The organism is Arcicella aurantiaca, assembly GCF_003148625.1.
Taxonomy (GTDB): Bacteria; Bacteroidota; Bacteroidia; order Cytophagales; family Spirosomataceae; genus Arcicella; species Arcicella aurantiaca.
This window is the reverse complement of the sequence record NZ_QGGO01000034.1, coordinates 13,922-40,214: the sequence shown is the minus strand read 5'-3', so window position 1 is coordinate 40,214 and position 26,293 is coordinate 13,922. Positions and strand designations below refer to the sequence as shown.

Sequence of the window (26,293 nt, the reverse complement as noted above, 5' to 3'; positions counted from 1 at the left end):
TTTTCAAAGTCCAATAGCATTCAAATCATTGATTTGACGACCACTGGTCTGTATTTTTGGGTTTAAACTCAAATAAAAACCATCTTTTGAACCAAAACTATTTGCCAGTTGGTCGGCATAGTTTGCAATGGCTTGACTAATGGGATGACGGGTATTATGAAACTGATTGAGTGCTTCAGAAAGTGCCAATGCTCGTTTATAATAGTTACTAATTTGGCAGAATAATTCCCAAGCATCTTCAATTGCCAAATTCATTCCTTGCCCCGAAATAGGATGCACACTATGAGCCGCATTTCCAATAAAAACAACGTTGTTGAAATTGTATTTTGGCAAATTCATTCTACACAATGGAAAAGTGGTAAAACCATTACTCTGTGTAATTGCTTCGATGGCATCATCACTGCATGAAACAAATTTTCGGAGCCGTTTCTTTAATTCACTGACTTGATTTTCTTGAAAAAGATAGTTGGCTTCGTCCTTCTCAAAACTTAAAACCGTTCTGAATTCTTTGTGATTGATGGGATAAAAATAAGCAAGTGCATTTTTATCATCTACGTAAAGTCTATTCCGTTCCCTCACAGAATTAACGATTGGAAATTTATTGAAATACATTGCTCTTGGATAAAAATACATTTCGGCATTGATACCCAAGAGGTTTCTTAATTTGGAGTTAATGCCATCTGCTCCAATTACAATGTCTGGATATACGTATTCTTTTTCATTCAAAACAACCGTTACAACATTTCCATCATTATCTTGTTCAATTTCAGTCAATTCTGTTTCCATAAGAATATTTATGGAAGGTGTTTTTTTGATGGCTTCCAACACAATCGCTAAAACTTCTTGATAGGGAATCAAGAAAAAATGGTCTGTTGATTGTTGCAAACGATAATCTATGTGAAGAGTAGGCAGTCCATTATGAAAAAATGAAACTTCATGTCTTTTTTGGGCTTCTGCTTTTAATAAATTGGGCAAAAGTCCTAATTCCGACAAAATGCTGATTCCAGAAGGTTTTAGTACATCTGCTCCGTTTGGATTAAGGTACTTTCCTTTTTCACAGATTAGAATTTTTTTGCCTGTTTTTCCTAAAGCCAAAGCCAAAACCAAACCCGCAATTCCTCCCCCACAAATGACGACATCTTGCTTTTTTTCAATAAATTGCTTCATAAGTTAGATTGTTTAGCAGTCGTACCATACTAAAATAATGGAGTTCTTTTGGAACAAAATTGGCACTGTGTGGATACAAAATTCCAGATAAATGCTGAGCGGCTTGTTCGAGACTTAATCCTTGTTTGTGTAGATTTTCAGCCTGATTATAAAATGCTTCTAATCCATCTAAGGCTTGTGTACACGCATTTTTTGCAAAATTCTGGGTTAATACGCCGTTATGTCCCAAAGCAACAATTTGAGCATCATATTGAGCCAATCGTTTAATGGACTGCCTAAAAATCTCAAGACTTTGAAATGCCAATGGAAAAAACTCATAATTATTTCGTAATTCTCCGAGTGCGTCAGACACAAATAATACACCCTTTTTTTGATTCCAGAATGATAAAGAACAAGGGCTATGTCCTGCCGTTTTAATGACTTCTAAAACTTCTTCGCCAAGGCTTACATATTGCCCATTTTCAATAGTTACAAAAGGTATTTCAGTAAGATTTATTTGTGAAATCAAAGCCAAATTTGGAACTACAAATTCATTATATTTTCTGATTTGTCGTAAATATTTTGGATTCTGAAATGCCTCAATTGCTTCAGCAGAAGCATATACTTTTACTGAAGGAAGTTTTGGATAAATGGTTTCTAAAAGTCCACAATGGTCAAAATGACAATGCGTAATTATCCAATGTTTTATGTCTGAAAGGCTGATATTTAGGTTTTTAAGTTGTTCCAAAACAATATCAGTTGTAGAAATTAAACCACCTTCTATCAAAGTCCATTCATGGTTTGCTCCCATCAAATAAATGGGATTTTCGGTAGTTCCGAGCAAGTAAATGCCTTGCCCAATATGACCACCTTCTTGAATAATCATGTTAAATAGTTTAGAGGTTTTACTTAAAATTGATACAAGCAAGCTCCCCAAGTTGCCCCTGAGCCATACCCCAAGAAAAGCCCCAATTTGCCCGATTGTACTAAACCTGATTCTGTCGCCAAACTAAGGGTTACGGGCAACGATGCCGAAGCCATATTCCCAAGCCATTCAACATTTAAAGCGACCTTTTCAATAGGAATATTTAAACCGCCAATCACCGCATCAAGGATTCTCATATTGGGTTGATGCGGAATGATGACGTCAATATCATCAAGGGTTAAATGATGTTTCCTGAGTATTTCTTGAGCAATGGCAATTAAAGACTGCGAAGCGTGTTCAAACATTGGTCGCCCGTTCATTCTAAAATGTGGATTTGAGTTTGTATCTCCCCCAAAAAAATGTTCATTTGACGTCCCTGGCGACTGTGTCCAAAGCAATTGAAAATAATTACCATCAGCTTTCGTGATAATATCAACGATTCCCTTTGATGTACTTTTTTGTCCTGATAAAATGACAGCTCCTGCTCCATCTCCGAGTAAAATTGACAAGTTTCTGCCAGCGTCCGAAGTATCCATTCGTTTTGAAAGCATTTCTCCACAAACAACCAAAATATGCTGATACGTTTGATTTTGGATAAATTGTTGGGCGATGTGCATTCCATAAATCAAACCCGAACATTGAGCCCTAATGTCAAAACTTGGAATATTCCGAAATCCAAGTTTTGACTGTACCAAACAAGCTTCAGAAGGGTCATGAAAGTCTGGACTGAGGGTATTTACAATCAATAAATCAATGTCTTTTGCTGCTAATTGTGCATTTGCCAGAGCATTTGTTACCGCAGGAATAATTAAATCACTGAGTGCTTGATTTTTGAGTGCGTGTCGGCGAGTAAGAACCCCTGTACGTTCGGTAATAAATTGTACATTGGTATTTATCATTTTTACAATTTGCTCATTATCAATAACTTGCTCTGGTAAGTAATGTCCAACTCCTGTAATGACGGTTTTGATATTTGTCATTTAGATAAAAATTCTATTTAGTTTTTGAGCAGTGCTAATACTTCCTCTCACTCTTAATTTTCCAGTAACTACCGCAATGACATCTTTCATTTGCCCATTCACTAATTTTAAATAAACTTCTGTATCTGTTTCTACGGTTACATTCGGAGAAGGATGTTCCCCTTCTGTAATCTGGAACGTTCCACAATCTATGGAAATATAAAAATTACGGTCAGGATTTTTTAATTGCCACTGATAAATTGCTTTTAGATTTGTGCAATTTTCAGGGTGGAAACGGTACTGCATTGAAGCAATCACTTCATCAACGGTTTTGAGTATTTCCGAAGGTTTTTCAATTTCTGTGATTTCAGACATGACTAATTGGAATTTCTAAAAGGTTATCGTTTTCTACAATTTTTCTTCTTTCTTTTTCAAGCACAAATTCAATATCTTCTCCGAATCTGGCTGCCTCCCAAATCTCATGATAATCAGGTGTATAAACCTCTATTTCAATGAAAAAGCGAATCAGTGGTTCCATGATTTTACGGTTGATTTGCTTTCTATTTTCAGAGAATAAAACAGTTTCAAATAATCTTTCATAATCTTGAAAGGCAGGGTGAGTAAAACCAACTCTGTCATAAGTTTCAGGATTACAGGTTGCCATATCCAATAAATTACGCATAAATGGAGCGGTATATTCACGAGCATCATCTAAAAAGTCTGGTACTACTTCAATAAATTCTCGCATCATTAATTTGCCCCATTCAATATGGCGAGCCTCTTCTTTATGATGTTCTACGGCAATAGCACGAGACAAAGGCGACACAAAATCATTGTTGCAGTCGAGCATGGCATTGTTTTCAGCAAACCATTCCATCAAAATAGTTAAGAAAATAGCTTTTAATGGAAACTCAATAATTGAAGCATTGTCTTTATAGAAATCCTTGAGATTGTCGGGTACAGGAAATGGAGGAATATTAAAATGCTTCATCGCTTTTCTGAACACCAAAGCATGCGTAACTTCTTCTCTACAAAAGTGGTGCATATATCTAACTACCTCTGGAAATGCCTTTAAACTTTCATGATTGATAATTTTTAGATAATATTCTGTCACCAAGTTTTCAAATACCACAAAGGTATGCCACCAAGTAGCAGTCTCCATAATGGATAAACGTTGGCGTTCTTCTTCAGTTGCATAGTCGTAAAACTCTGTTCCGTAGATAGATAAGTTTTCTCTTTTTTTCAACCAAATACCTTCATTTGGAGAATGCCAAGGATGGTCGAGTAGCATAGACATTTGTTTTTTGTCTGAAGCATCGTTTAGTTTTTGTAAAAGTTTAGTGAATTTTTCACTAAGTTCTTTTTCCTGTATCATAATTGATTTAGAATAGTTTAACGGTAAAATGTAAGTCTTTGAAATGTCAATTTATTATACAACAAGCTCTTCTACACGCTTTCGTTTTTCCAACATGGCGTGCGTAAAGCCTAAGCACATACTGGTTTCGTAACCCGGGCCTGTACTCCAACCGCCCACAAATTTTAATCCTTGAATGGGCGGATTATATAAGAAACGGGTATTTTCACGAGGTAAAACCTTGTATCCAAAAGCTGAACCTTCAGGCGAATTTGTGTATCTAAAATTGGTTCGGGGCGTTGACGTTTCTTTGAAAACAATATGCCCTTCCATGTCAGGAAATGTGTTTAAAGCTCTTTCAATCAAAAGGTTTTCTATGCGTTTTTTTTCAATCAAATAAGCATCTTTGTCGAGGTCAAACCATTGACCTTTATGGTCAAGAATGGTTAATTGAACCGCAAAACCGCTTTGAGCATCTAATAAGTGATAATTGGTGACACTCAACGTAAATTGCTGATAGCGAGTATCATCATTCAATTGTTTTTCATTGAGGTTATCGCCCAAATGATTAACCAAAAGATATTCTGATTTATCAAGACCCAATAGTTCAGGAGCTTGGTCTAAAATCAAATACACACTGATATGTCCCCAACCAATTTTTAGATTATCTAAGCTTTCTTGAAAAGAATCAGGAATACAGTCTTGGGGTAACATTTTCATTAGGATATGGGGCGAACAAGTAGCCACAATTTTATGCGTTAAAAATGTACATTTTTGTGCATTAACCGCCATAATTCTATCGCCTTTTACATCAATACTCAAAATGGGATTTCTGTAAAATATCTGCCCGCCTCTTTCTTTAAAGGCATTTGCTAAAGTATCCGCCAATACCTGTGAAGTACCTTCAACATATCCAGCTTTAGTTTCAAAAGCCGCATAGAGATAATGCAAAAAATAAAATGCGTTGGCTTCGTGAGCAACTGCTCCTAAATAAATGGCTATCGAACTCATGACCTCAATAATGATTGGGTCATTGAACAAACGATTGAAATACTCACGAGTAGTTATGTTCGATAATTTTCTGCCATCGGTCAATAAGTAGCGATTTATTTCGTACTCACCTAATAACATTCTGGCAAACATATAATTTTGATAACCATGTGTTTGAATATCCTCAAAAAGCTTTTCAATACCTTCTTTTTGACTTGGAAAATACCTCAAAAGTGTTGCTTTGATTCCTGCTGAATCTGCTGGTAAATCAATTTTCTGACCTTTTATGCAAACCGTCGTCAATTCGTCAAAATATCTAAATTGTAGTTTATCCCACAATCCAGCTCTTTGTAAGGCATTTCTGAGATTTCCGTTTTCGCCCAAACCCGTAATTTTGTGTTGGCTACAATCAAAGGCTACGGTGTTTTTGATTCTTCTAAAATTGGTAGCATAACCTCCTGCTTTAAAGTGCATTTCAGCAATTGCCACAGAATAATCATCAGAAATTGAAGTATTACCAAATGTTAGTCCAGCCAAGCCCGCCCCTATTATTAACTCATCAACTTCAACTATTTTCATTGAATCATACGTTTTGAAGTTCTTGAATACTTTTTTCTAATTGTTCAATTCTTTGGGCATTTTGATTATTTCTTTTCATTGAAATTCGCTGACCAATCAGGATACAAATCCAAGCAATTAATGACAATACCAATGAAAGTCCCGAAGCACGCAATATCCAAACTTTATTCACCAAATTTGGGTCGTCGCTGAGGGCATAACCCGGAGGGCCAGCAATACCACAGCACATCAGACCACTGGCAAAAAGGAAGGCATAGCCCAAAAATGTAAAGTTTGAACGTGGTTCTGAGCCTGTTTTTGTTTGTCCTGACTGTAACCAATTCCAAGAAATAAAAGAAAAAATCACCGAACAACTTACTCCTAAAGCTCCCATCATTACCCAGATGAAAACTTGAAAACTTGGGGGAAAAGTCATATTAAAGTATCGTTTTTTTGTTTTTGGAAATAACCCCTGCAAAAAAGATAATCCATAAGGCTACTACTGGCAAAACGCCTTTCAAAAAAGCCCACCAACCTTCTACGGGGTCTAATGGATAAGGCGTTTTGATACCCAATAAAGCCCACAAATAATGTCCTGTTGAATGATAATGAAAGAAAATCATTGCCACCACAAACATAATAGTTGCGATAGTTTTATTACGTTTCATTATGCAACGGCTACTTGTACATGAGGTAATAACATCTCGACCATGATGCGTGGAGTAGTCATTTTTACTAAATCTTCCTCTTTCAATTTTACCTTGTACTTGCGTTCAATCATTACTAAAATTTCTAAGCCCATCAACGAGTTAATGCCCAATTCGTTTGGCAAGTCGCTGTCTATTTTTACATCACTTACAGGGCATTCTGCCACTTCTGAAAGCATTTCTGCTACTTCTGAGAAAATAAGGTCAAATTTTTCTGACGTTTCCATGTTAATTTTGTTTAGATTATTATTGAATTTATTTATATGATTTTTGAACAGTTTTAGGAGTTTAAATACACTGTTTAATAAGTTATTTCAACTTCCCGAAAGTTTAAAACTTTCGGGAAGTTCCCACAATCAAAGATTTTAGGATAAAAATTATTTAGAAAATTTATTAAACACTGTACTTATTAGAAGTAAAATTTAATAATTTGGCTCAACTTCCCGAAAGTTTAACCCCTAACGGAGTTATTTCGGGAAGTTCCAACTCCAAAAAGATATGTCATACTTTACTTAACCCTTCTAAGGGTTCTGATAAGTGGGTATAAATAACCAACCAATTCATTTTTATGGTTTTCCACTACGGCAAACCGTTCTTAAATCGTCACTGTACTTATTTTAGGCTTCTGCCACACAAACATTGCCGATTTGCCACACTTGAGCGCCAAACCCCCAACCTGTGGCTGCTCCTGCGATAACTATTTTATCTCCTGATTTTATTTTATTTTGCTTGATGGATTCTGCCAATGTCACAGGCATTGATACCGACACCATACAACCGTAATCTTCAAGGGTAAGCAAAAATTTGTCTTCGTCGATGTCTAAACCATTTGCCCAAAGATTTACTAATATTTTTGAAGGTTGATGAAATACGAAAAAATCTATATCTGCAACATTCAAATGGGTTTTCTTTAAGGCTTTATTTACAATGGTTGGTACGCCTGTTGGAACGAATTTTTGCATTTCAGCAGGTGCATTACTGTCGAGTGTAAAGTATGACCAATAGTCTTTCGGTTCTGGATTAGCCTTATTTTCTGGGAATTGCCATTTTACGGTTGCCAACTCATAAAAATCAGCATTGCTACTATAAGCAGATGCAAGAAGCGTCCCATTATCTTGTTCATGACTCAAAATTGCCGCCGCTGCTCCGTCGCCAAATGTACTACACGATTTATCCGAGAAGTCCAATACGCCAGAGATATATTCAGCCGAGCATACCAAAACGTTTTTATATTTTCCCGTACTGATATAATTACTGGCAATTTGCATCGCAATCAAAAACGTAATACATTCCTGTTCAATGTCCATTGTGAGTGCTTTTGTACAACCCAAAACTTTACTCATTCTATCTGCCAAGCGTGGAAAAGCTTTGTTTCTTTCTTCACCCCAACCTACAAAACAGGTGCTATTACAAATGATTAAATCTATTTCTTCGGGAGCTAATCCACTATTTTTGATAGCACTATGACAGGCTCTGACTGCCAAAGATTCTGCGGTTTCTCCTGCATCTCGGTTGATTAAATAACGCCCTTTGATTCCCCAAAAACGCCACCAATTGGGGGGTAAATTGGGTAGTAAACTATACGGGGGAACTTCATTACTGACATGATTTTGAGGCATGGCAGTTGATAAACTCTTGATTGAAATGTGTTGCATATTTTTAACAAAAAATAGATTCTGGAGACATGGTTACTAATTCCGAAGTTGCCAAAACGGGAGCTATTCGGAGTATTTGTCCTCCATATCGCATCGTGAAGGGGTTGAGCGTTACCGATAATATTAATTCTTCTGATACGTCACTAATTCCTAAACTTCGGCTCTGTCTGAGTTTTTCTTCGATAAAAGCGGGCAATGTAAATGCTCCTAAATTTTGATAAAGGTGTTTCCAACGATTAAGACTTTCGCCATGTTTGGGCAACCATGACTCAACGATGAGCTCAAAATCTTCTTTTTCAGTAAGCATAAATTTATCTATTAACTGAACCGCTCGCAGATTTAACATTTGAACTAAATTTGGATTATAATTCAAATGAAATGAGCCTTTCAATTTTCCTCTCGACATTTCTTCTGGCGTAAGCATTGTAAAAGTTGCATGACCCATATTTTCATAGGCTAAAGGCAAATATTCAGTATTGATTTTATGGGAAGATTTTTCGATTAAAAGCACTCCTACCCCATCTACAAAATCAAAACCTGATTCTGGGTCTGGTAATACTGATAATGCCGTTACTTCAGTTCTGACAATCAATATCTTTTGATAATCTAATTGTGCTAAAAAACCTTCGGCAATTTCCAAAGCAGAAGTCCAATCTGCATCAATAATATCAAAAACAAAGGCATTGTTTGCTCCTAATTCTCGTTGAAGTGGGTGACACAAACGAGGGGCAGCCATGTCTTTTGTTTTAAATAAATGGTCTGGACTAATGGAGATACTGAGTATCATGTCCAATTCATTCGGAAGGGTGTTCCCTTCTTCCAGAACTCGCTCACATACTGGCAGAGCAATTTCAACCATCAAATCATCATCCGAAGCTTTTGGGCGTTCACAATAATATGGTTTGTCTCTTAAATGTGCATAGGCATTTATTTCCAAACTTGGAAAATAAGTTCCTGCGGCAATAATTTTCATAGACTTAGAGATATTAAATTTTAAGCTGTTTTTTGTTGGTAACTGAGGGCTAATTTTTTCCGTAAAAGCTTCCCATTTTCATTTCTTGGAAACTCACGCTTTTGTATATACGTATAAGGAATTTTATATCTTTCAAAATGATTTACGAGATATTGATTAATTTTTGAGTTGAGGGTATCATCGTCAAAAGCCGTTTGCAAATACATCACTGGTATTTCATTTTCATCTTCATCTTGTACACCAATCAAAGCGGCGTCTTCTATTATCTCAAAGTTTGTCAAGATTGCTTGTTCAATTTCTAAGGGAGCAATCCATCGTCCATTGACTTTAAATAAATCGTCTGCCCTACCAACATAAGAAAAAGAATTATCAATATTTTTCATAAATAAGTCGCCACTCTTGTACCAGCCATTGCAGTATTTTTGTAAAGTTGCCGAATTGTTTTCCCAATATCCTAAAAGTTTATAATTTGGTTTTACCCATAATTCGCCAACTTCTTGATTATTAACGATATTACAATTTTCATCACAGATTTTTACTTCATAACCATTTACAGGAAAACCAGTTTTTCCTTTCAAAGGATTTTCAATGTTATTCGAGATAAAAACATGACCTATTTCGGTAGAGCCAATGCCGTCTAAGATGGGCTTTCCAAAATGTTTTTCCCAACGCTCATTCAAACTTTTGGGTAAATGAGAACCCGCCGAATAAAATAATCTTACAGAATCAAACACTCCTTTACGAAGTGTATCTGCCTTTTTTAGAATCAAACTATAAACCTTCGGAACTGCAAAAAGTACGGTTGGTGCATGGAAATCAATGTTTTCAATCAATTCTTCAACATCAAACCAACCTGCTTCTAAGATAACTGTACTACCCGTTAAAAGTGGGAAAAACAAACTATTGCCTAAACCGTATCCAAAGAACATTTTTGGGACAGACAAAATAATGTCTTTAGAATTGATATGAAGTGTGTTTTTAGCGAACTGTTCCGTATTGTGCAACATCACTTCTTGTGTGTGCATGACTGCTTTAGGAAAACCCGTTGTGCCAGAAGTATATTGCCAAAATGCTACACTTTCGGGTTTCTTGTGATAATAGTTAAATTTATCAGAAAGGTTTTTAGTTTCCCAATGTGGTAATAGAGAATTGTAAGAATGTTCTATTTTTTGGCTCGAAAATTTATCTTGAACAAAGATATTTTCCTTAAAAATTTCCAAATTAGAAACTTGAATTAAACGTTTCAATTCGCATTCTTCAACAAAAATTCCTCTTGGTCGTGAGTCTTGCAAAATGGCGTCTAAAGATTCAACTGAGATTTTTGGGTTAATTGGTACTGGAATTGCCCCCACACTAATTACAGCTAAAAAAGCAACAACAAAAAAGGGCGTGTCATTCAACAACAGAATAACTCTGTCATCGGGCGTAATGTACTTACTTTCTAAATAAGCCCCTAACTTTTCGGTTGCATTTCTAATTTGCCTTCGAGTATAAATATCTTCTTCAAAAATTACTGAGGGCGAATCATCAGACATTCTATCTGATTTACGAAGTAAAATCTCCGCTAAATTTAGCGTTGCACTTTTTAACATAGCTTTATTATTAATATGATTTAGAAGGTATTTCTCCTTTTGGGGAGAGCAAAAAACTTTACGAAGTATGAAAATAACATGATAACATTCATCAATATTATTCACACTTAAAGTTTAAAATTATTAATAACAGTCTGTGGTTCGTAAGTGAAAGTAATTCGATTCTTGATTTACAATTAGGAGAAACTACTGGGAAAATATTATAAACAGGTCTTAAAATTTATTCGAGGTAAGTTTCAACTTTTTATTATATACTAAAAGTTGTTCCTTTATCTTTGACACAAAAATAAAGCTCTAAAATTTCAGAACCTATATTATTTTGGAGAATAATATTATTAAAAATAATATTATTAGTAATATCAATTTTTTTACCTCAAAAACTTAAAAATGAAAGAATTAGCCTTCGAAAAATTAGTGAACATTCTAAATTATGTTGTGAAAATGGATAATGAAGAATGTCAGATTTTAAAAAAAACGTTGACTTTCAAAACTTTTCAAAAAGGAGATTTTTTATTAAAAAATGGGCAACCTTGTCAGAATATTATTTTTGTAAACAAAGGAATTATCCGATATTTTTATTTAGTCGATGGTGAAGAACGAATTGGTAATTTTTTCTTTAATAATGATTTTGCCTCAGACTATAAAAGTTTTCTTACCCAAAGTCCTGCATTATTAAATATTGATGCCCTCACAGAAGTGGAAGCCGTTTTGATTAATTATCAAGATTTACAGGCGATTTATGAGAACTCAAAAACTTTCGAACGATTAGGACGCAAAATTACGGAAGGCATTTACATTGCCCTTATTCAACGTACAGAGTCTTTACTCTTTGAATCTGCTGAAGAACGATACATAAGTTTATTAAAAAAAATGCCTGAACTTCATAATTTTGTTCCTCAATATATGATTGCCTCCTACTTAAATATCAAACCCGAAACATTAAGCAGAATCAGGAAAAAAATGCAAGAGAAAGGAATTTAAGTAGGTGTTGAGATTTAATTATTATGAAAGTTTTTTTGAAAGTATCTTTGATTTAAAAGCTCAAAAAAGGAAGCAATTATTTTTTTGTCCGTGTTTTCAAACTGAATAATATTTTCAGGCTCACACATTCTATTTTTTATTCTAAGGCACGAATAACCATGTAAAAAGGCGTGCCAATTCGATATAATTATTTCTATTTGGCTATGCTCAATGATTTTCTGTTGCACAGATTCTTCTAATAACTGATATAACAAATCATTGTATTCTTGTTTATAATTTTTCCCACTTAAAAAATCAATTTGCTCGTTATAAACCTCTTCAAGAAACATTAATTCATAGATTTGAGGATTCTCTAAGGCAAAATCAACATATTCATTGCCCTGTAAGTATAGTTTCTCTAAGGTATTTTTTGCTGTATTTATTCTGGATTTTGTCTTCAATAGTAGCATCCAAAATCCTCGTTGACTTACGGCAGATAATATCTCGTTTTTATTTTTGAAATATAGATAAATGGTTGCAGGGCTATAATTTATTTTATTTGCGAGAGTCCTTACCGAAATATCTTTAATATTTTCATCTTTAAAAACATCTAAAATAGTATTGACAATCAAGAGCTTCATATCTTTCTTGATTTGTCGTTGTTTTGAAATATACATTCGTTTTAAAATTGAAAACTCAGTCAAGAAAACACCTCGACTGAGCAAAAAAAGTTAGTAAGTAGAGACAACCGCCCCCCACTTACTAACACTTAGGGTTTTGTTGATTTTTGTACATTGTTAGTAAATATTCTTTTTCCCGTATCAACTCCTTAATTTTATTTTCTTGAACTTGTATAATTAAATTTTTACTGTCCAAGATTTGCTGATGGATTACAAAGTCAATTCCGCTCATATTATTAGAAGAGATATTATTGGTAAAATTCTCGATATTAATGGCAGAATCTCCCACTAAATTTTCCATAGAAATACTAAATATTTCTGCAATCTTTTTTAGCTGTTGAAGGTTAGGTTTTACCTTATTATTTTCTATATGAGAATAATTAGGCTGTTTCATTTCCAATTTTGCCGCCATGTACTCTTGTTTTAAATTTTGTTCTTTTCTAATTTGTTTCAAACGTTCACCAAAAGTAAGTTTTGAATGATTTTTCATGCTAATTGTATTAAAGGTTCAGTAAATAATGTCTATTTAAAATAATTTACTGATGAAGGTAATTTTTTGATGCCGATAGCAAAACTCTTAAAATTGTTTCTGGCATAGAATTACAAAACCTTTACATGAAGTAGAACCATTCAGAGCCAATCTGTAATGGCGTTTTAAAGGGAATAAAAAAGAAAATTAAAAAGTATAACGAATCATTGGTACAGGGAAGAAAAACTGTTGGTATTCATTGGTAATACTATTGGTTCTTCTATTAAAACTTTGCTGAAAAATATTTTTATGATTGGTGAGATTCTGTAAATCTAAAGAAAATTCTAAAGAACTTTTATGATATTCTTTCCGATAAGACGCTTTAAGGTCTATTCTAAAATAACCACCCTGTTGTTCAGAAAATGCTTTTGTCTCATCAAAAACAGCTTCATGTTTAATTTTTGAAGTATTCAAATCAAGTGGTGTAAGATATTTTCCTCCTGAAGTTGTAAATTTTATATTCAAATTGAGAGCGTTCGTTTTTTTACGTCCTAACAAAAACTCTTTTCCAGCTAAAGCATTCACGACATAATGTGTATTAAATGCTGTGTTTCGTTCAATACCATCACTCCCTTTGTACTTAGCATCATAAAGTGAAGTGGTGAATAAAAAATAGTAGTTTTTATCAAAGAAACGTTCAAGGGTAAATTCTAAACCGTAATTTCTTCCGACGCCATTATTTACCAAACTATCATTATCAGTCGGAGCAAAACTTGCCCCTGAGTTTAATGCTGAGTATGAAGATGCTCTCATTTCAACGGGAACATTCATGATTTTTTGGTAGTAAGTTTCTATCTTCAACCTCAAATGTTCAGAGATATTGTATTCATAGCCCAAAACAATGTGATGACTTTTTGTAAAATCTAAATCCTTATTGGTGTATTTAACGCCCGACGAAGTTGGTGTTTGCACAAAATAAGCATAAATATTTTGCATTTGGCTGTGTAATCCGTATCCTAAGGACAAGGCATGGTTTGGCAAAAATTGATAATTTATCGCCAAACGTGGTTCAATGGCATTTTTATTATTCAACAATAATTTTTGAAAATGTAAACCTCCAACCACAGAAAAAGCATTGGTAAATCGATGTTTAAATTGCGTAAATCCCTGAATCAGATTGGTATTATCGTTTGTGTTGACATACACTTTATCCTGATTTCCATGATAAATACGTTTGTTGAAAAGGTTAAAATTTATAAAATCAGACGTTAAGCCTAATGCTAAAGTATTTTGAGCATTGATTTTATAATCTGTTCTCCAATTTAAAGAATACTTTTGTGTTTCAAATAATGACTCTCCATTGGGGAATGCCTGACGTGTATCCATACTAATGGAATCTCCTTGATAGGTTTGATAAGTTTTACTAATGCCAAAAGTTAATTTAGTAAAAACCTTCGTTGAAATCTTGTAATGATAACTTAATCCTCCTATCAAAGTTTGATATTTCACACGTGTATTTACATTTTCATTTCCGTATAAATCTTGCTTAGTGGTATCAATATCATTTCCTAATAAATCAATACTGCTTGAGCCACCAACTCCAAAGAAAGTTAGCGTAGATTTTTTTGATAAAATGGCATTTATTTTAAAATTCAAATCTTGAAAAATGGGTGTACTTGAGCCTGTTCCAATATTTAATCCTAATTGTTTGAAAACCCCAAGAGTTGAATAACGATAATTGACCAAATACGAAACTTTTTTACTCAAAGGACCTTCCAACCCAAATTCAAAACCATTGAAACCCATTTGAGCTAAAAATTCTCGTTTTTCATCATTTCCATTTCTGAGTCGTAAATCAAAAACACTCGAAGTGGCATTGCCATATTCGGCAGGAAATGCTCCTGTCAAGAAATCTGACTTATCCAAAAGGTTATTGTTTAACATACTTACTGGTCCTCCTGTACTCACTAATGCTCCAAAATGGTTGGGGTTGGCAATATTTAAACCTTCCAGCATCCAAAGACTACCTAAAGGCGAATTTCCACGCACTACAATATCATTTCTTGAATCGTTTGCTCCTACAACACCCGCAAAATTGGCTACCATTCTCGAAGGGTCGCCTAAAGCACCTGCATATTTTTTGGTGTCATCAATGTTAAAAGACCTCGCCGAAATCAAAGCCATTTCGTTACGTGTGGTGCTTTTTTCTTTCTGTCTATCAAATTTTACATTTACTTCATTTAGTTCTCTTACTTGTTCAATCAAACTAATATTTAAAATAACTTCTTTACCAGCCGTCACCACTAATTGATTTAATTGTCTTGGTAAAAAACCCACAGACGAAATTTTGATGTTATGCCGACCTATGGGAACATCGGTAATTTTAAAATTTCCATCAATATCCGAGCTACTGCCTTTATTAGTTCCTTCAATAATAATATTTGCCCCTATAATGGCTGTGTGCGTAACATCGTCTTCAATTCTCCCTCTAATGGTTTGAGAATTTTGTGCAGTAACTCCAAAAAATAGTAACAACAATTGGAGCGTTAATAAGGTAAGCGTTTTCATGAGTTTAATTTTTATTTTGCCCTGCAAAAGTATCTCTAAACCCAAATAGCTCCATTGACCTAAATCAATTTCAATTATTCTGCAAATAAATATCTTTTTATTCTTACATAAACTACCTTTTACTAAATAACCCTTTTGTTCCGATTTTGACTAATCTTTGAATTTGCCAATTACCCCTTAAATTTTACTCTTTTTCTTCACCAAGTTTAAACAAGTCAAAATCCAAGCAGTTCTATTTTTTACTTTTGGATGAACACCATTGTTTAGTTCTATGTCTAATGTTACGAATTTTGTTAAAAGTTCACCATCCAAAAGTATTTTACTCATTAAATGATTGGTCATATTATAATCTCTTGCCAGAATTACAGAAGCAGCTCTTGATAAATAATCTGGGTCGGCAATTTTTTTTAAGGCATCTGTTAATTCTTCTTTTTCTCTATGGCTGATGGTTACGGCATCTAAAATGGTGAATGTCAGATGGGTAACATTTCTGATTTTTTTTCCTGTACTTTCATATTCAAAATTTATACACTCGTATGGGCTGTCTGCTAATTCTTTTTTAGCTGGCTCAATGACGTATTTTTTGAAGTCCTTTAAGTTTGTATATTTATCTGCATCTACGCCCAAAATCTTTCGGATTTCTTCAATGCTATAAACAAACATATTGCGGTTTTGCCCTATGTGCATTCGTAATAAACGATACATAGGAGTTGTGTAGATTGATTTAAAACTTAAAACATTCTCAAATTTATATTTGGCGTACTGTTTTTCAAGGAAAAATAGATACGGTGAAATTTGTGGATTGGTATAAAATTCTAAAAATCCTTTGTCTGGATTGTATTCAATTTTAATGAAAGGGAAAATGTGCGTAAATTTCTCTTTTTTTGTTTCGACGGATATTTCCTCGATTGTGATGGGTTTGGCTCCCAGCGTGGCGGAATGGGTCTTTAAATCAGCATATTTGATATGTTTCGAGATATATTTAAGTGGGATTTTGATGATGAGCCCCGTTGTTGATGAAATATCTCTGGATTTTTCAAAATCTATTTGGTTAATAAAGAACTCGAATATCTTTTGTTCTATTCGTCCATACTTTGCGTGACTTACAACTAAATTATTAGGTAAGTAATTGTTTGCCCTTTTCTCAATGAAAGCTTGTTCTTCAAAGTTGTACTCTTGTACTTGAGATATTCCTTGTTCATTTTCCATGTTTTGTAGTAGATTCGTATTTTTTTAAAGCTTAGGTTAACTGATGTTAAAGTTATCCACAATCGTTGATATTAGCAATATTTTGAGTGTCTAAAAACTCCCCTTACGGTGTCTAAAAACTCCCCTTAAATGCTTTTTGAGTGTCTAAAAACTCCCCTTAAAGCGTCTAAAAACTCCCCTTATCGCTTGTATCTCATTGATAATCAATACGTTACAAAGCCCTAAATCAATCAAATAATATATGATAAATATATAAATCAAGAAAAAATTACTAAAAATAAAAGTATTTGCCTCTCTTTTTGCTAAAATTTAGCTTTAAATAAAGGCATTTTTATTCTTTCAGTCTAAAAACTCCCCTAAAAACACTTTTGATTAAAATAAAAGATAAAATAATCTTTCCGAAGTGTCTAAAAACTCCCCTTATTGAGTTTATGTGATTAAAAAATGACATAAAAAGATACTCAAAAGCCTTTAAAAACACGTTTTTAGTGACATTTTTATAATTTGAATGATACTTTTCCGAAGTGTCCAAAAACTCCCCTTATCGTAAAATGAAGCATTTTTTATTTAAAAAGTAACTAATTTGTAATAATGTTATTACAAATATAATTAGATTTGTATGAATATTATTACAAGATTTATGATTACACAAACAAATGCGTTAAAATTTTTAAGACACCGACCTGCTATATCAGTTTCGGCAGTAGAAAAACAAGCTTCAATTCCCGCAGGGACATTACAACAGGCACTTTCTCAGGGTCGGCAATTAGCAGAAAAACATTTAGTGGCACTTGACAAAATTTTACGAGACTATGGTTACTCTGATGAGTTGTATCAAAAAGCGAGAGTGGTGTCTGTGATAAATCATAAAGGTGGTGTTGGTAAAACAACAACGGTTTGTTCACTTGGAGAAGCCTTAGCTAATAAAGGCTTTAAAGTATTGATGGTGGACCTTGACCCACAAGGGAATTTAAGTCAAATATTAGGTATTGAACAGCCTGAGATTCAAGTAGCAGATGCTTTGATTGGGGATATTGAATTTCCTGTAATATCACTCGACTCAAATTTGGATATATCGCCAAGCGATATAGATTTGGGAAATGCTGAGTATCAATTGATTTTGATGCCTGGTGGAGATTTACGTTTAAAAAATAGAATTGTACCCTTATTGAGTAGATATGATTACGTATTGATAGATTGCCCCCCATCCTTGGGAAAATTGACTGTTTCAGCACTTTATGCCTCAGACTCGTGTTTGATTACAATGCAACCCGAAATGGCTGCAATGAAAGGGGTAAATTCTTTATTAGAGAAAATCCATGACATTAAAAAGAACTTAAACCCAATGCTGACGATTGATGGGTTGGTGTTTACGATGGTAAAAAAGAATAGTGTTCATGAAGGAATCAAAGAGGCAATTCGACAAAATCTACCTTTACGCATTTTCGACACTGAAATAAAACATTTAGTAGATTTTCAGAAAGCTCAAGTAGCAGGAAATACGATTTCTAAATTTTCTAATTCTTCTGAAGCCGCTGGGCTATACAGTGCTTTTTGTGCAGAATACATTGATTATCTCCAATTTTTAAAGTAAAATATAACAAGATGGCTAAAATGAACATTGGGGCGATGATTGCCAGCAAAACCAAAGAAACCTTTGCAGGTAATAAACTCATTAGCAATGAAAATGTAAAAAATAATATTGTTGTTATTGACGAATTACGGGATTTAATTCCGCCCTTGGGCCAAGACGAATATGGTCAATTGGAGACTAATATTTTGAAAAATGGTTGTCGTGACGCTTTATCACTTTGGGAAACATCTAAAGGGAGTATCACAGAAAATAGTGAAAGTCCAGATGAACCTATTTACGTTTTAATTGATGGACATAATCGTTTTGATATATGTAAAAAAAATAATATTTCCTTTAATGTACAGCTTTTAAACTTTTCGGGGCTACAAGAAGTAAAGGACTATATGATTGATTTACAGCTTGGTAGGAGGAATCTTAGACCAGAACAAATCTCCTATTTTAGGGGTTTAAGATTCTTGAATGAAAAGAACGAAAAAGGAAAATATGACCGAGAAAACCATAAGGTCCAAAGTGAACCTTATGGTCAAAACTCAGGAATTGATACTGCTGAAAAGTTGGCAGGAGAATATAATGTAGGTCGTTCTACCATCAAACGAGATGCAGAATATGCCAAAGGAATATCAAAATTTGAGAAGACTTTTAGAGATGAAGTTCTTACAGGGAAACAAAAAGTGCCTAAAAGTTTAATACAAACAATTGCTAAAAAAGAGACGATAGAGAAACCCATTGAGAGTATCGAAGAATTGTTATCAATGGTAGAAGATTCATTACCCGAATCGATAATTAGGTCTGTTGAACCAAAGGTAGAATCTTTTGAAAGTGATGCAACAATGCTCATGCAAACCGCAAAAAAACTCTATAAATTTAAAGATAGAGTGTATTTAGATGAACTACAAGCTATTATAGCTAAAATGGCTACGTACATTTCCTAATTTGACTCATGGAATGTATCTTAGAATAGATACAAGGGAAGTAAATACCAAGCCATACTTACTTAAATACACAGGACTCTGAAATTACGATGTAGGCTTTTATTATATTTCCTACGCAAGTGTTTTATGACTTCAAACACTTGCGTAGGAAATATAAAATGTATCTGTAAAGAATCAGTGCTTTACTAATGCTTGGTTGTGTTGTAATGTTTTGATTAATAGTAGTTTATGTAAGTGGTGAAATTCCCTTGAATCATTGTCAAGCGATGGTCTTGATATAAACCCGTTAAATAAAACCTATCATTTAATACTCAAAATTATTGTCTTTCACGTTCTTGAGCTGCAAGGCGTACTTGCGAATTTACTTCTCCGTAACGGTTGTATAATCCCTTTCTTTGAACAATTTCTATAAATAAACCATTTATTTCGGTACAATAAAAATGAAAAAACTCTCCTGATTCCTGACGGTCATAGAGTATATTAAATTGTTTCATTTTTTGAATTATTTCTTCTGAAAGTTGCGTTTTAGCTCTTAAATCGTCATAATAATTTGAAGGAATTGAAAGTATTAAATCATGGTTTTTAATACTTTGGGCAGTCAAAAAAATATCTTGTGTTTGTAAAGCTATTTGTTGGATTCCTGCACCTGTTTGTGCCACAAATTTATCAATGGAAGTGCCTTGGCTTCGGGTAGAACTCAACGAAATTCTAATATTTTCATTTGTATTTTTTGCCACTCTACTATAAACAATTCCTCTTGGGTCTAATATTTCAAGAGATTCCTCAATATCAAGCCCCAATAATGCCCGATAAAATAAGGTATTTGATAAATAAAAGTCGGCACTAACAGAATGCCCGATATGGTCAAAAACGGTAATACCATTATCAATTTTAGTAGTGGCTATATTATTAAACTCTATGCGATAAAATTCTTTTTCGAGGTCTTTTTCATCAATAAAATAATATAAAATATTGCCAATTCCTTTTGCAGCAGGAATATCCAATTCATAGATACTGGCTTTGCTTTTTTCCCAGCAATAGCCTAATTTATGAGTCCAATTTTCTATTTTTTGTTTATTTTCGGTAGCAAATCCAACCGCACAAACTGTATTTTGCTGTACATTTTGTACTTCACTTTGCCGATTAAGTACAATATTGACGCCTCCCAATTGATATATGCTTACATTTTTAATTTTGTGGCGAAACGTTTCTACAAAACCTAAATTAACTAACATTTTCACCAAATCATTTTGACAAAAATCATTGGTTGCAAATTCAAGAAATTCAATGGATTTTAGATTAATTTGACTTTCTTTTTTATGCTTACTGATAGACTCTAACCAAATCAAAGAGCGTTTTCCATCAAGTGCCACAGGGTCAATTTGTGAAGAACGGAATTCGTCACTAAAAATCTCGTGAGATAAATATCCATCATAACCAGTAGCCTGAACAGCTTTGATAAATTCTACAACTGGAAATGAGCCTTGCCCCGGAAAAGAACGATAATGCCGCCCTAAGTGCATGGCTCCCATATCAAAATTTGGGGCATCTGCCACTTGTACAATCGTAAATTTGTCTTTTGGAATAGTATAAATATCCTCGAAAGTAGATTTGAGTGCAGATATATGAAAATTATCTAAAATATTTCCCAGATTAGCGTGATTTGCTCTTTTGACAATCTCAACAGATTGGTGATAGGTATTCACGAAACGCCCCCATGAAAGTGCTTCATAACCAATCTCAAAATCATGTTGTTTGGCAATCTCGGCAATATCAAAAAGGTCTTCAGCGGCTTTATCAAGACTGTTGATAGTATGAATAGAGGTATTACTACAAATAAACAGTTTTTTAGTACCCAAAGCGTGCATTAAATCAAATTTATGTTTTGCTCGCTCCAAACTTCGTGATTTGTAAGGTTCTGGCATCGCTTCATAGTCCCTAAAAGGCTGTAAACCAACTATTTCAAGTCCCAAGTCAGTCGTAATTTTATTGACTTCAAGGGGGCTAATATTCGCAACTAAGAGGTCATTTTCAAATAACTCTATTCCATCATAACCCGCCTTTGCGACAGCCTTTATTTTTTCGATGAGAGTTCCAGAGAGCGAAACAGAAGCGATAGAGTGTTTCATATTTCTACAATTATTTTACTTTCATCACCTTTTGCGGCTAAATCTAAAGCATTTTGCAAATTGTCTAATTTAGAATAACTCGAAATGATAAAACTTGGTTTAATGACTTTTGAATCAATTAGTTGCAAAGTTCTTTTAAAGTCGAACGGGTGGTCATAAATAATACTTGGAACGATGGTGATTCCTTCTCTGGCAATTTTTAAGGGTTTGAATGTAGCCAAATTTGATGAAAGACCAACCAACACAATTTCAGAACCTCTTGGAGCCGCCGCAGTTGCCAAAGATGCCGTATGAGCAGCTCCAGCACATTCAAAAATTGCCATTACTGTATTACTTTCCCATGTATTTGACAAAATTTCTATCTGAGCCTCTAAATCTCCTGTTGGGGTTAAGGCAATTGCTCCCAATTGGGTAGCCATTTTAATCTTACTTTCGTTAATTTCAGTTACAAAAACTTTATAACCCAATGCCAACGCCAATTGGGTTACTAATAATCCGATTGCTCCTAAACCTATTACAGCGATGGAGTCTCCCGGTTTAACTTTTGCCGAGAATAAAGCATGAACTGCCACGGCAGTAGGTTCAATACAAACAGCATCATCGTCGGAGATAGCACTTGGTACTTTCCACGCAAAATCAGCAGGAATTATCATATATTCTGCAAAAGCACCGTTCTCATTTAAGCCAATAACCCGCTTATTTGTACAAATATTACCATGCCCACTCATACAGTAATGACATTTTCTACATGGAATATTAGGTTCAATAACAATGCGTTCACCTATTTCTCGGTTGGTTACGCCTTCACCTATTTTGTCAATATACCCTAACCCTTCATGCCCTATAATGGTTGGTTTGTCTAAAGTTCTATGTCCTAAGTAAAGATGTACATCCGAGCCACAAATACCAATTTTTGAAAGCCTAATTCTAACTTCTCCATAAGCTGGCTCAGGAATATTTACCTCTTTCAATGATATTTTATTTGGTTTTTCTAAAAAAGCTCCTAACATAATCCTATTATTTAATGGTTTTTTACCAATATATATTTTTGACAAAGATGGGTCTAAAAACCATTAGTTAGCATAATAATGGTTAAAAAGTACCACATAATTTCTTGAAAATACCATAATGTTATTTGCTGATTTTTTTTGAAAATTCAAAAAGTGATTTTTTACACATGGATAAATAAATTAAAATTTTGAGATTTTTTTTTCAAAATAATAGAGCATTAATACTTCAAAGTGTAAAGGCGGTACGGCATGGTACTTTTGGTGAAAAGTATGGTACAATACAGCCAATATGACTTTCATTAGGATTTACTTATTTTAAATTTGTATTGAAAAAAATAAATAAAAAATTGTACGATATAAAGATGGCAATAATTTATCACCTTGATTAAACACTATCATTTCAAACACAGACTAAAGTAAAAATTACCAAATCACTAAATGTAAATCCCTTTTTTTAACTGTAATAACCATTTCTAAAAATTAATCTGTCAAGAAAGAATGAAAAAATTTACTTCTCAATTGTGGTTTCTTGGATTAATATTATTGGCAACCAATAGTATTTTTGGACAAGGAACAAATGCCAGAATTTCTGGAAAAATCTTAGGTAGCGATGGCCCTTTAGCTGGGGCAAACATCATGCTTATTAATACTTCAACGGGTTTTAAAACTGGGGTTGCTGCCAGTGAAAATGGAACTTACGATTTTAGGGAACTGCCTTTAGGAGGACCTTATAAGATAACGGTAACTTTCATAGGTTATCAAGGGCAACAACAAGAGGGTATTAACCTTAATTTAAGTGACCATATCACGCTTGATTTTAAGCTTAAAGAAGGAAAGGAATTAGCAGAGGTTGTTATTTTAGCCAATAGCATGAAAGCAAGAACAGATAGGTTGGGAAGTGCTTTAGCTATTACAGGTAAAACAATTTCGGTTATTCCAACGCCGACTCGAAATTTCGAGCAATTAGCTTTCTTATCGGGGCAATCTTACACGCCAGAAGTTGGTCAACGAAATTTAGGAGGATTTACCTTAGCGGGTGGAAAAGGTGGAACTGGAGGGTTTACAGTTGATGGTGCAAACACACGTAGAATGATGTTTGGTTCTACGCTCGATGGAGCTGCTTTTACTATTTCGCAGGAGGCAATCCGTGAATTTGAAGTTGAAACCAACGATTACAGTGTTAAAAATGGTAGAAATAGCGGTGGCGTAGTAAAGGCAGTAACGAAGTCTGGTACAAATGTGCTGCATGGTGGTGCTTGGTATTATGCTGGAGGTGGTGCATTATCTCAAGATAAAAGTGCCGTTGGAGCTCCGCTTTCTTCAGTACCAACTCAAGGACAATATGGAATTAGTTTGAGTGGACCAATCATTAAAGATAAATTGTTTTTCTTTGGGGTATTTGACCAGTACAAAACGTCTCCTTTAACAGACCCACGTTCTCAATTATTCCTTGACTATAACAATAGTACATTTGCAGGTGGTACTTCTGAAGCTAATACATTTTATGGTTATAATGAAGCAGACGCCAAAGCTGTGATTAGTGCAGCTAAAGCAAAAGGATATAATGTAGGAGATGGCGTTGGCAACTTAGTAAAAGATGCTACAACAACGAACTTTTTTGGAAGATTGGATTGGAATATTAACAGTAAAAATACATTCGCTATTCGTTATAATTATTTGAGATACGATTTAACAAATGAAGGAAACTCGGGTAATGCTCTTAGTTTGAGTACGCCAGTTTTACCTTCAAATAGAGTATGGGGAACAAACTCAGGCAACTATTCTTTCTTGAATTTGGAACATAGAATTACCGCTGATTTACGTACTACGGTAAGTAATAGTGTATTAAATAAATTAATTGTTCAATATATTACCTCCGACCGTGCCAATAATCCAAAAGGCGTTACGCAAGAACCACGTGTGTATGTGGGTATTCCTGGTGCTAATGGCTTAACGGGGGGAACTATCGCATTTGGGCAATTGACATGGGTTCCAGAATTGATGCGTACTAATAACTTCCAAATTATTGATGATGTAACTTATAATGCAGATAATGGTGTTACTTGGACTTTTGGTACTAATAATCAAATCTATTTCCAACAAGAGCGTTTGGCACACTGGACAGCTCCAGTAGTAGTTTATAATAATATTGCTGATTTGAATAATGACAAACCATCGTTTTATCGTCAGTTGGTGTCTAACTCTCTTAATTTGAAAGAATTACAAAGCTGGAATTTAGCAGAATTAGGCGTTTATGCAGAAGCAGCTTTTAATATTGGTGAAAATGTAAAAGTTGAAGCTGGTTTACGTTGGGATTTATGGAAACAATTTGGTGGTACTCCAACTCAAAATACAACTTTGTTGAATTCGGGCTTGTTATGGCACGGAAACAAATTAGATAATACAGCAGGGTTAAATTCAAGTGTAATTCAACCACGTTTTAACTTGACATGGGACATCACAGGAGATAAAACGAATATCTTTAAAATAGGTGGTGGCTTGTTTGCTTCTCCAATTTCTACTCAGCCCGTTACCCAAACATATTATAACGATGGCGTAACTACTAAGCGTGTAGATTATACTAATAATGCTGATATTATGGCTAATGTTGGTGCGGGCAATTTTGCTGACCCTAAAACTTGGCTTTCAGCACGTATAAATCCAACAGGAGAGAAAGTACCAAACTCTGCTGCGAATATTATTATGCTTGACCCTAATTTTAAAATGCCAACTGCTTTAAGATTTAACACAAGTTATACTCGTTTCTTCGGCGACCGTTTCAAGGCAACTATTACAGGTTTTTATAATGTTGGTTTCAACGATACTTATTGGGTAAATGCTAATAAGAAAATTACGGGTACTAATCCTGTTGATGGTAGAGAAGTAATGGGAGTAGCCAATACTGCTTTAGCTGATGTAATTGTGCATACGAATGCAGACTGGAATTCTTCTTATGCAGCTTTGCAATTAGACCTTGCTGCTAAAATTGGAAAAGATGGTTTAATTAATTTCTCATATACTACTGCTCGTGGAAGTGGTGCAACTACCTATCACGCTGGGGGTACATTTGACGATGCTGAATATGTTGGTGCTAATTATTATGACCGTTATAAAGGTTCTTATAACAATTCATACCAAAATGGGGTAGGGGATAAAATTGTGTTAGTAGTGGCTTCTCCACAAATTAAAGGTTTTAGCTTAGGTTTCAACTTTACAGCAGCTCATCAAAGAAGATTTAACATCGTAGCAACTGGAAATCCAAACAATGCTACTGACAGAGACTTGGCTTATATTCCTACTCAAACACAAGAATATCAAACAGCATTGGCTAACGTTGCTCAAGAAGTAAGAGACGTAATCAATCAAAGTCAGGGACAAATATCTGGTGTTTATCAAGGAGTTTATCCTTGGATGTACCAAACAAGTGCAAGTTTATCGAAAAGAATCAATGTTGGAAAATATGGTCTTACTGTAAGAGCTGATATGTTCAATATCCTAAATATGTTTAGCTACACAGCAGGATATTATCAAAACATTAACTCGTCTGGAGATGATTATTCAGCAGGACGTTTTATCAACTTGTTTTCTTGGGACGCAGCCAATAGCAAATATAATGTAGATAAAACACAAGGTGGATATATCCGTGGGGGGTCTCCATACAGTATCCAATTGGGTTTAAAACTTGATTTCTAATTTCTTGCTAAAACCTAATGTACACTCCGACTTAATCCATCGGAGAATGGCTGATTTAATTTTCGCATTCTTTAAATCAGCCACATTAGTGTTTTAAACAGTTTCATACAAAGCAATTCGAGGAAAGACATACTCCGTATATTTCATTCTTTGAGTCATTAAGTAATAAAATTAGTACAACTTGAATAGA

22 protein-coding genes are annotated in these 26,293 nt (G+C 34.3%); 4 read left to right on the top strand and 18 right to left on the bottom strand.

The annotated features are described in order from the left end of the window. Nucleotides 1-3 precede the first annotated feature (3 nt). The 12 genes from LV89_RS21495 to LV89_RS21440 all read right to left on the bottom strand — a co-directional run bounded on the left by LV89_RS21495 (nucleotide 4) and on the right by LV89_RS21440 (nucleotide 10,859). On the bottom strand, nucleotides 4-1,167 hold the full coding sequence (locus LV89_RS21495; RefSeq protein ID WP_109744990.1) for an FAD-dependent monooxygenase: 1,164 nt from the start codon (nucleotides 1,165-1,167) through the stop codon (nucleotides 4-6). After that, nucleotides 1,151-2,032, bottom strand: a complete 882-nt coding sequence (locus LV89_RS21490; RefSeq protein ID WP_109744989.1) for an MBL fold metallo-hydrolase — start codon at nucleotides 2,030-2,032, stop codon at nucleotides 1,151-1,153. Before LV89_RS21490 ends, LV89_RS21495 begins: the two co-directional genes overlap by 17 nt. A gap of 23 nt (nucleotides 2,033-2,055) precedes the next feature. Continuing rightward, on the bottom strand, nucleotides 2,056-3,051 hold the full coding sequence (locus LV89_RS21485) for a beta-ketoacyl-ACP synthase 3 (protein WP_109744988.1): 996 nt from the start codon (nucleotides 3,049-3,051) through the stop codon (nucleotides 2,056-2,058). Further along, nucleotides 3,052-3,405, bottom strand: coding sequence for an SCP2 sterol-binding domain-containing protein (locus LV89_RS21480; protein WP_109744987.1), 354 nt, complete (start codon nucleotides 3,403-3,405; stop codon nucleotides 3,052-3,054). Continuing rightward, complete coding sequence (locus LV89_RS21475) at nucleotides 3,398-4,405, bottom strand: diiron oxygenase (RefSeq protein ID WP_109744986.1); 1,008 nt, start codon at nucleotides 4,403-4,405, stop codon at nucleotides 3,398-3,400. Before LV89_RS21475 ends, LV89_RS21480 begins: the two co-directional genes overlap by 8 nt. 54 nt (nucleotides 4,406-4,459) lie before the next feature. Then, entirely contained in the window at nucleotides 4,460-5,953 is a 1,494-nt protein-coding gene (locus tag LV89_RS21470) for a phytoene desaturase family protein (protein ID WP_109744985.1), read from the bottom strand. A gap of 4 nt (nucleotides 5,954-5,957) precedes the next feature. Further along, entirely contained in the window at nucleotides 5,958-6,368 is a 411-nt protein-coding gene (locus LV89_RS21465) for a hypothetical protein (RefSeq protein ID WP_109744984.1), read from the bottom strand. A 1-nt stretch (nucleotide 6,369) separates the two neighbouring features. Then, nucleotides 6,370-6,600 carry a hypothetical protein gene (locus tag LV89_RS21460; RefSeq protein ID WP_109744983.1) on the bottom strand — a complete coding sequence of 77 codons (231 nt, stop codon included), beginning with the start codon at nucleotides 6,598-6,600 and terminating at the stop codon, nucleotides 6,370-6,372. After that, nucleotides 6,600-6,866 (bottom strand): acyl carrier protein, encoded by a 267-nt coding sequence (locus tag LV89_RS21455; RefSeq protein ID WP_109744982.1) that lies wholly within the window; start codon nucleotides 6,864-6,866, stop codon nucleotides 6,600-6,602. Before LV89_RS21455 ends, LV89_RS21460 begins: the two co-directional genes overlap by 1 nt. Nucleotides 6,867-7,256: 390 nt before the next feature. Further along, on the bottom strand, nucleotides 7,257-8,294 hold the full coding sequence (locus LV89_RS21450; RefSeq protein ID WP_109744981.1) for a 3-oxoacyl-ACP synthase III family protein: 1,038 nt from the start codon (nucleotides 8,292-8,294) through the stop codon (nucleotides 7,257-7,259). A 4-nt stretch (nucleotides 8,295-8,298) separates the two neighbouring features. Then, the gene (locus tag LV89_RS21445) at nucleotides 8,299-9,267 is read right to left on the bottom strand and encodes a beta-ketoacyl-[acyl-carrier-protein] synthase family protein (protein ID WP_109744980.1); all 969 of its coding nucleotides are present in this window, start codon (nucleotides 9,265-9,267) and stop codon (nucleotides 8,299-8,301) included. 20 nt (nucleotides 9,268-9,287) lie between these two features. After that, nucleotides 9,288-10,859: an AMP-binding protein gene (locus LV89_RS21440; RefSeq protein ID WP_109744979.1), complete on the bottom strand. Its 1,572-nt coding sequence runs from the start codon at nucleotides 10,857-10,859 to the stop codon at nucleotides 9,288-9,290. 387 nt (nucleotides 10,860-11,246) lie between these two features. On the opposite strand from LV89_RS21440, the gene LV89_RS21435 reads away from it, so the two are divergent. Continuing rightward, nucleotides 11,247-11,840 carry a Crp/Fnr family transcriptional regulator gene (locus LV89_RS21435; RefSeq protein WP_109744978.1) on the top strand — a complete coding sequence of 198 codons (594 nt, stop codon included), beginning with the start codon at nucleotides 11,247-11,249 and terminating at the stop codon, nucleotides 11,838-11,840. A gap of 14 nt (nucleotides 11,841-11,854) precedes the next feature. Here the strand turns inward: LV89_RS21435 and LV89_RS21430 are convergent, their stop codons facing one another. The 4 genes from LV89_RS21430 to LV89_RS21415 form a co-directional block, all read right to left on the bottom strand. Continuing rightward, nucleotides 11,855-12,496, bottom strand: coding sequence for a TetR/AcrR family transcriptional regulator (locus LV89_RS21430; RefSeq protein WP_109744977.1), 642 nt, complete (start codon nucleotides 12,494-12,496; stop codon nucleotides 11,855-11,857). A gap of 85 nt (nucleotides 12,497-12,581) precedes the next feature. Beyond that, a complete protein-coding gene (locus LV89_RS21425; protein WP_109744976.1) occupies nucleotides 12,582-12,989 on the bottom strand; it encodes a helix-turn-helix domain-containing protein in 408 nt (135 codons plus the stop codon). Nucleotides 12,990-13,175: 186 nt separating this feature from the next. Then, on the bottom strand, nucleotides 13,176-15,536 hold the full coding sequence (locus LV89_RS21420) for a TonB-dependent receptor (protein WP_109744975.1): 2,361 nt from the start codon (nucleotides 15,534-15,536) through the stop codon (nucleotides 13,176-13,178). 177 nt (nucleotides 15,537-15,713) lie between these two features. Continuing rightward, on the bottom strand, nucleotides 15,714-16,745 hold the full coding sequence (locus LV89_RS21415) for a replication initiation protein (protein WP_109744974.1): 1,032 nt from the start codon (nucleotides 16,743-16,745) through the stop codon (nucleotides 15,714-15,716). Nucleotides 16,746-17,364: 619 nt separating this feature from the next. Here LV89_RS21415 and LV89_RS21410 point away from each other — a divergent pair. After that, nucleotides 17,365-18,339 carry a ParA family protein gene (locus tag LV89_RS21410; RefSeq protein ID WP_229201573.1) on the top strand — a complete coding sequence of 325 codons (975 nt, stop codon included), beginning with the start codon at nucleotides 17,365-17,367 and terminating at the stop codon, nucleotides 18,337-18,339. An 11-nt stretch (nucleotides 18,340-18,350) separates the two neighbouring features. Then, nucleotides 18,351-19,271: a ParB N-terminal domain-containing protein gene (locus LV89_RS21405; RefSeq protein ID WP_109744973.1), complete on the top strand. Its 921-nt coding sequence runs from the start codon at nucleotides 18,351-18,353 to the stop codon at nucleotides 19,269-19,271. A 317-nt stretch (nucleotides 19,272-19,588) separates the two neighbouring features. On the opposite strand, the gene LV89_RS21400 is transcribed toward LV89_RS21405, so the two are convergent. Then, nucleotides 19,589-21,400, bottom strand: coding sequence for a bifunctional sugar phosphate isomerase/epimerase/4-hydroxyphenylpyruvate dioxygenase family protein (locus LV89_RS21400; RefSeq protein ID WP_109744972.1), 1,812 nt, complete (start codon nucleotides 21,398-21,400; stop codon nucleotides 19,589-19,591). Continuing rightward, a complete protein-coding gene (locus LV89_RS21395) occupies nucleotides 21,397-22,410 on the bottom strand; it encodes a zinc-dependent alcohol dehydrogenase (protein ID WP_109744971.1) in 1,014 nt (337 codons plus the stop codon). Before LV89_RS21395 ends, LV89_RS21400 begins: the two co-directional genes overlap by 4 nt. 498 nt (nucleotides 22,411-22,908) lie before the next feature. On the opposite strand from LV89_RS21395, the gene LV89_RS21390 reads away from it, so the two are divergent. Continuing rightward, complete coding sequence (locus LV89_RS21390) at nucleotides 22,909-26,103, top strand: TonB-dependent receptor (protein ID WP_109744970.1); 3,195 nt, start codon at nucleotides 22,909-22,911, stop codon at nucleotides 26,101-26,103. The last annotated feature ends 190 nt before the right edge of the window (nucleotides 26,104-26,293 follow it).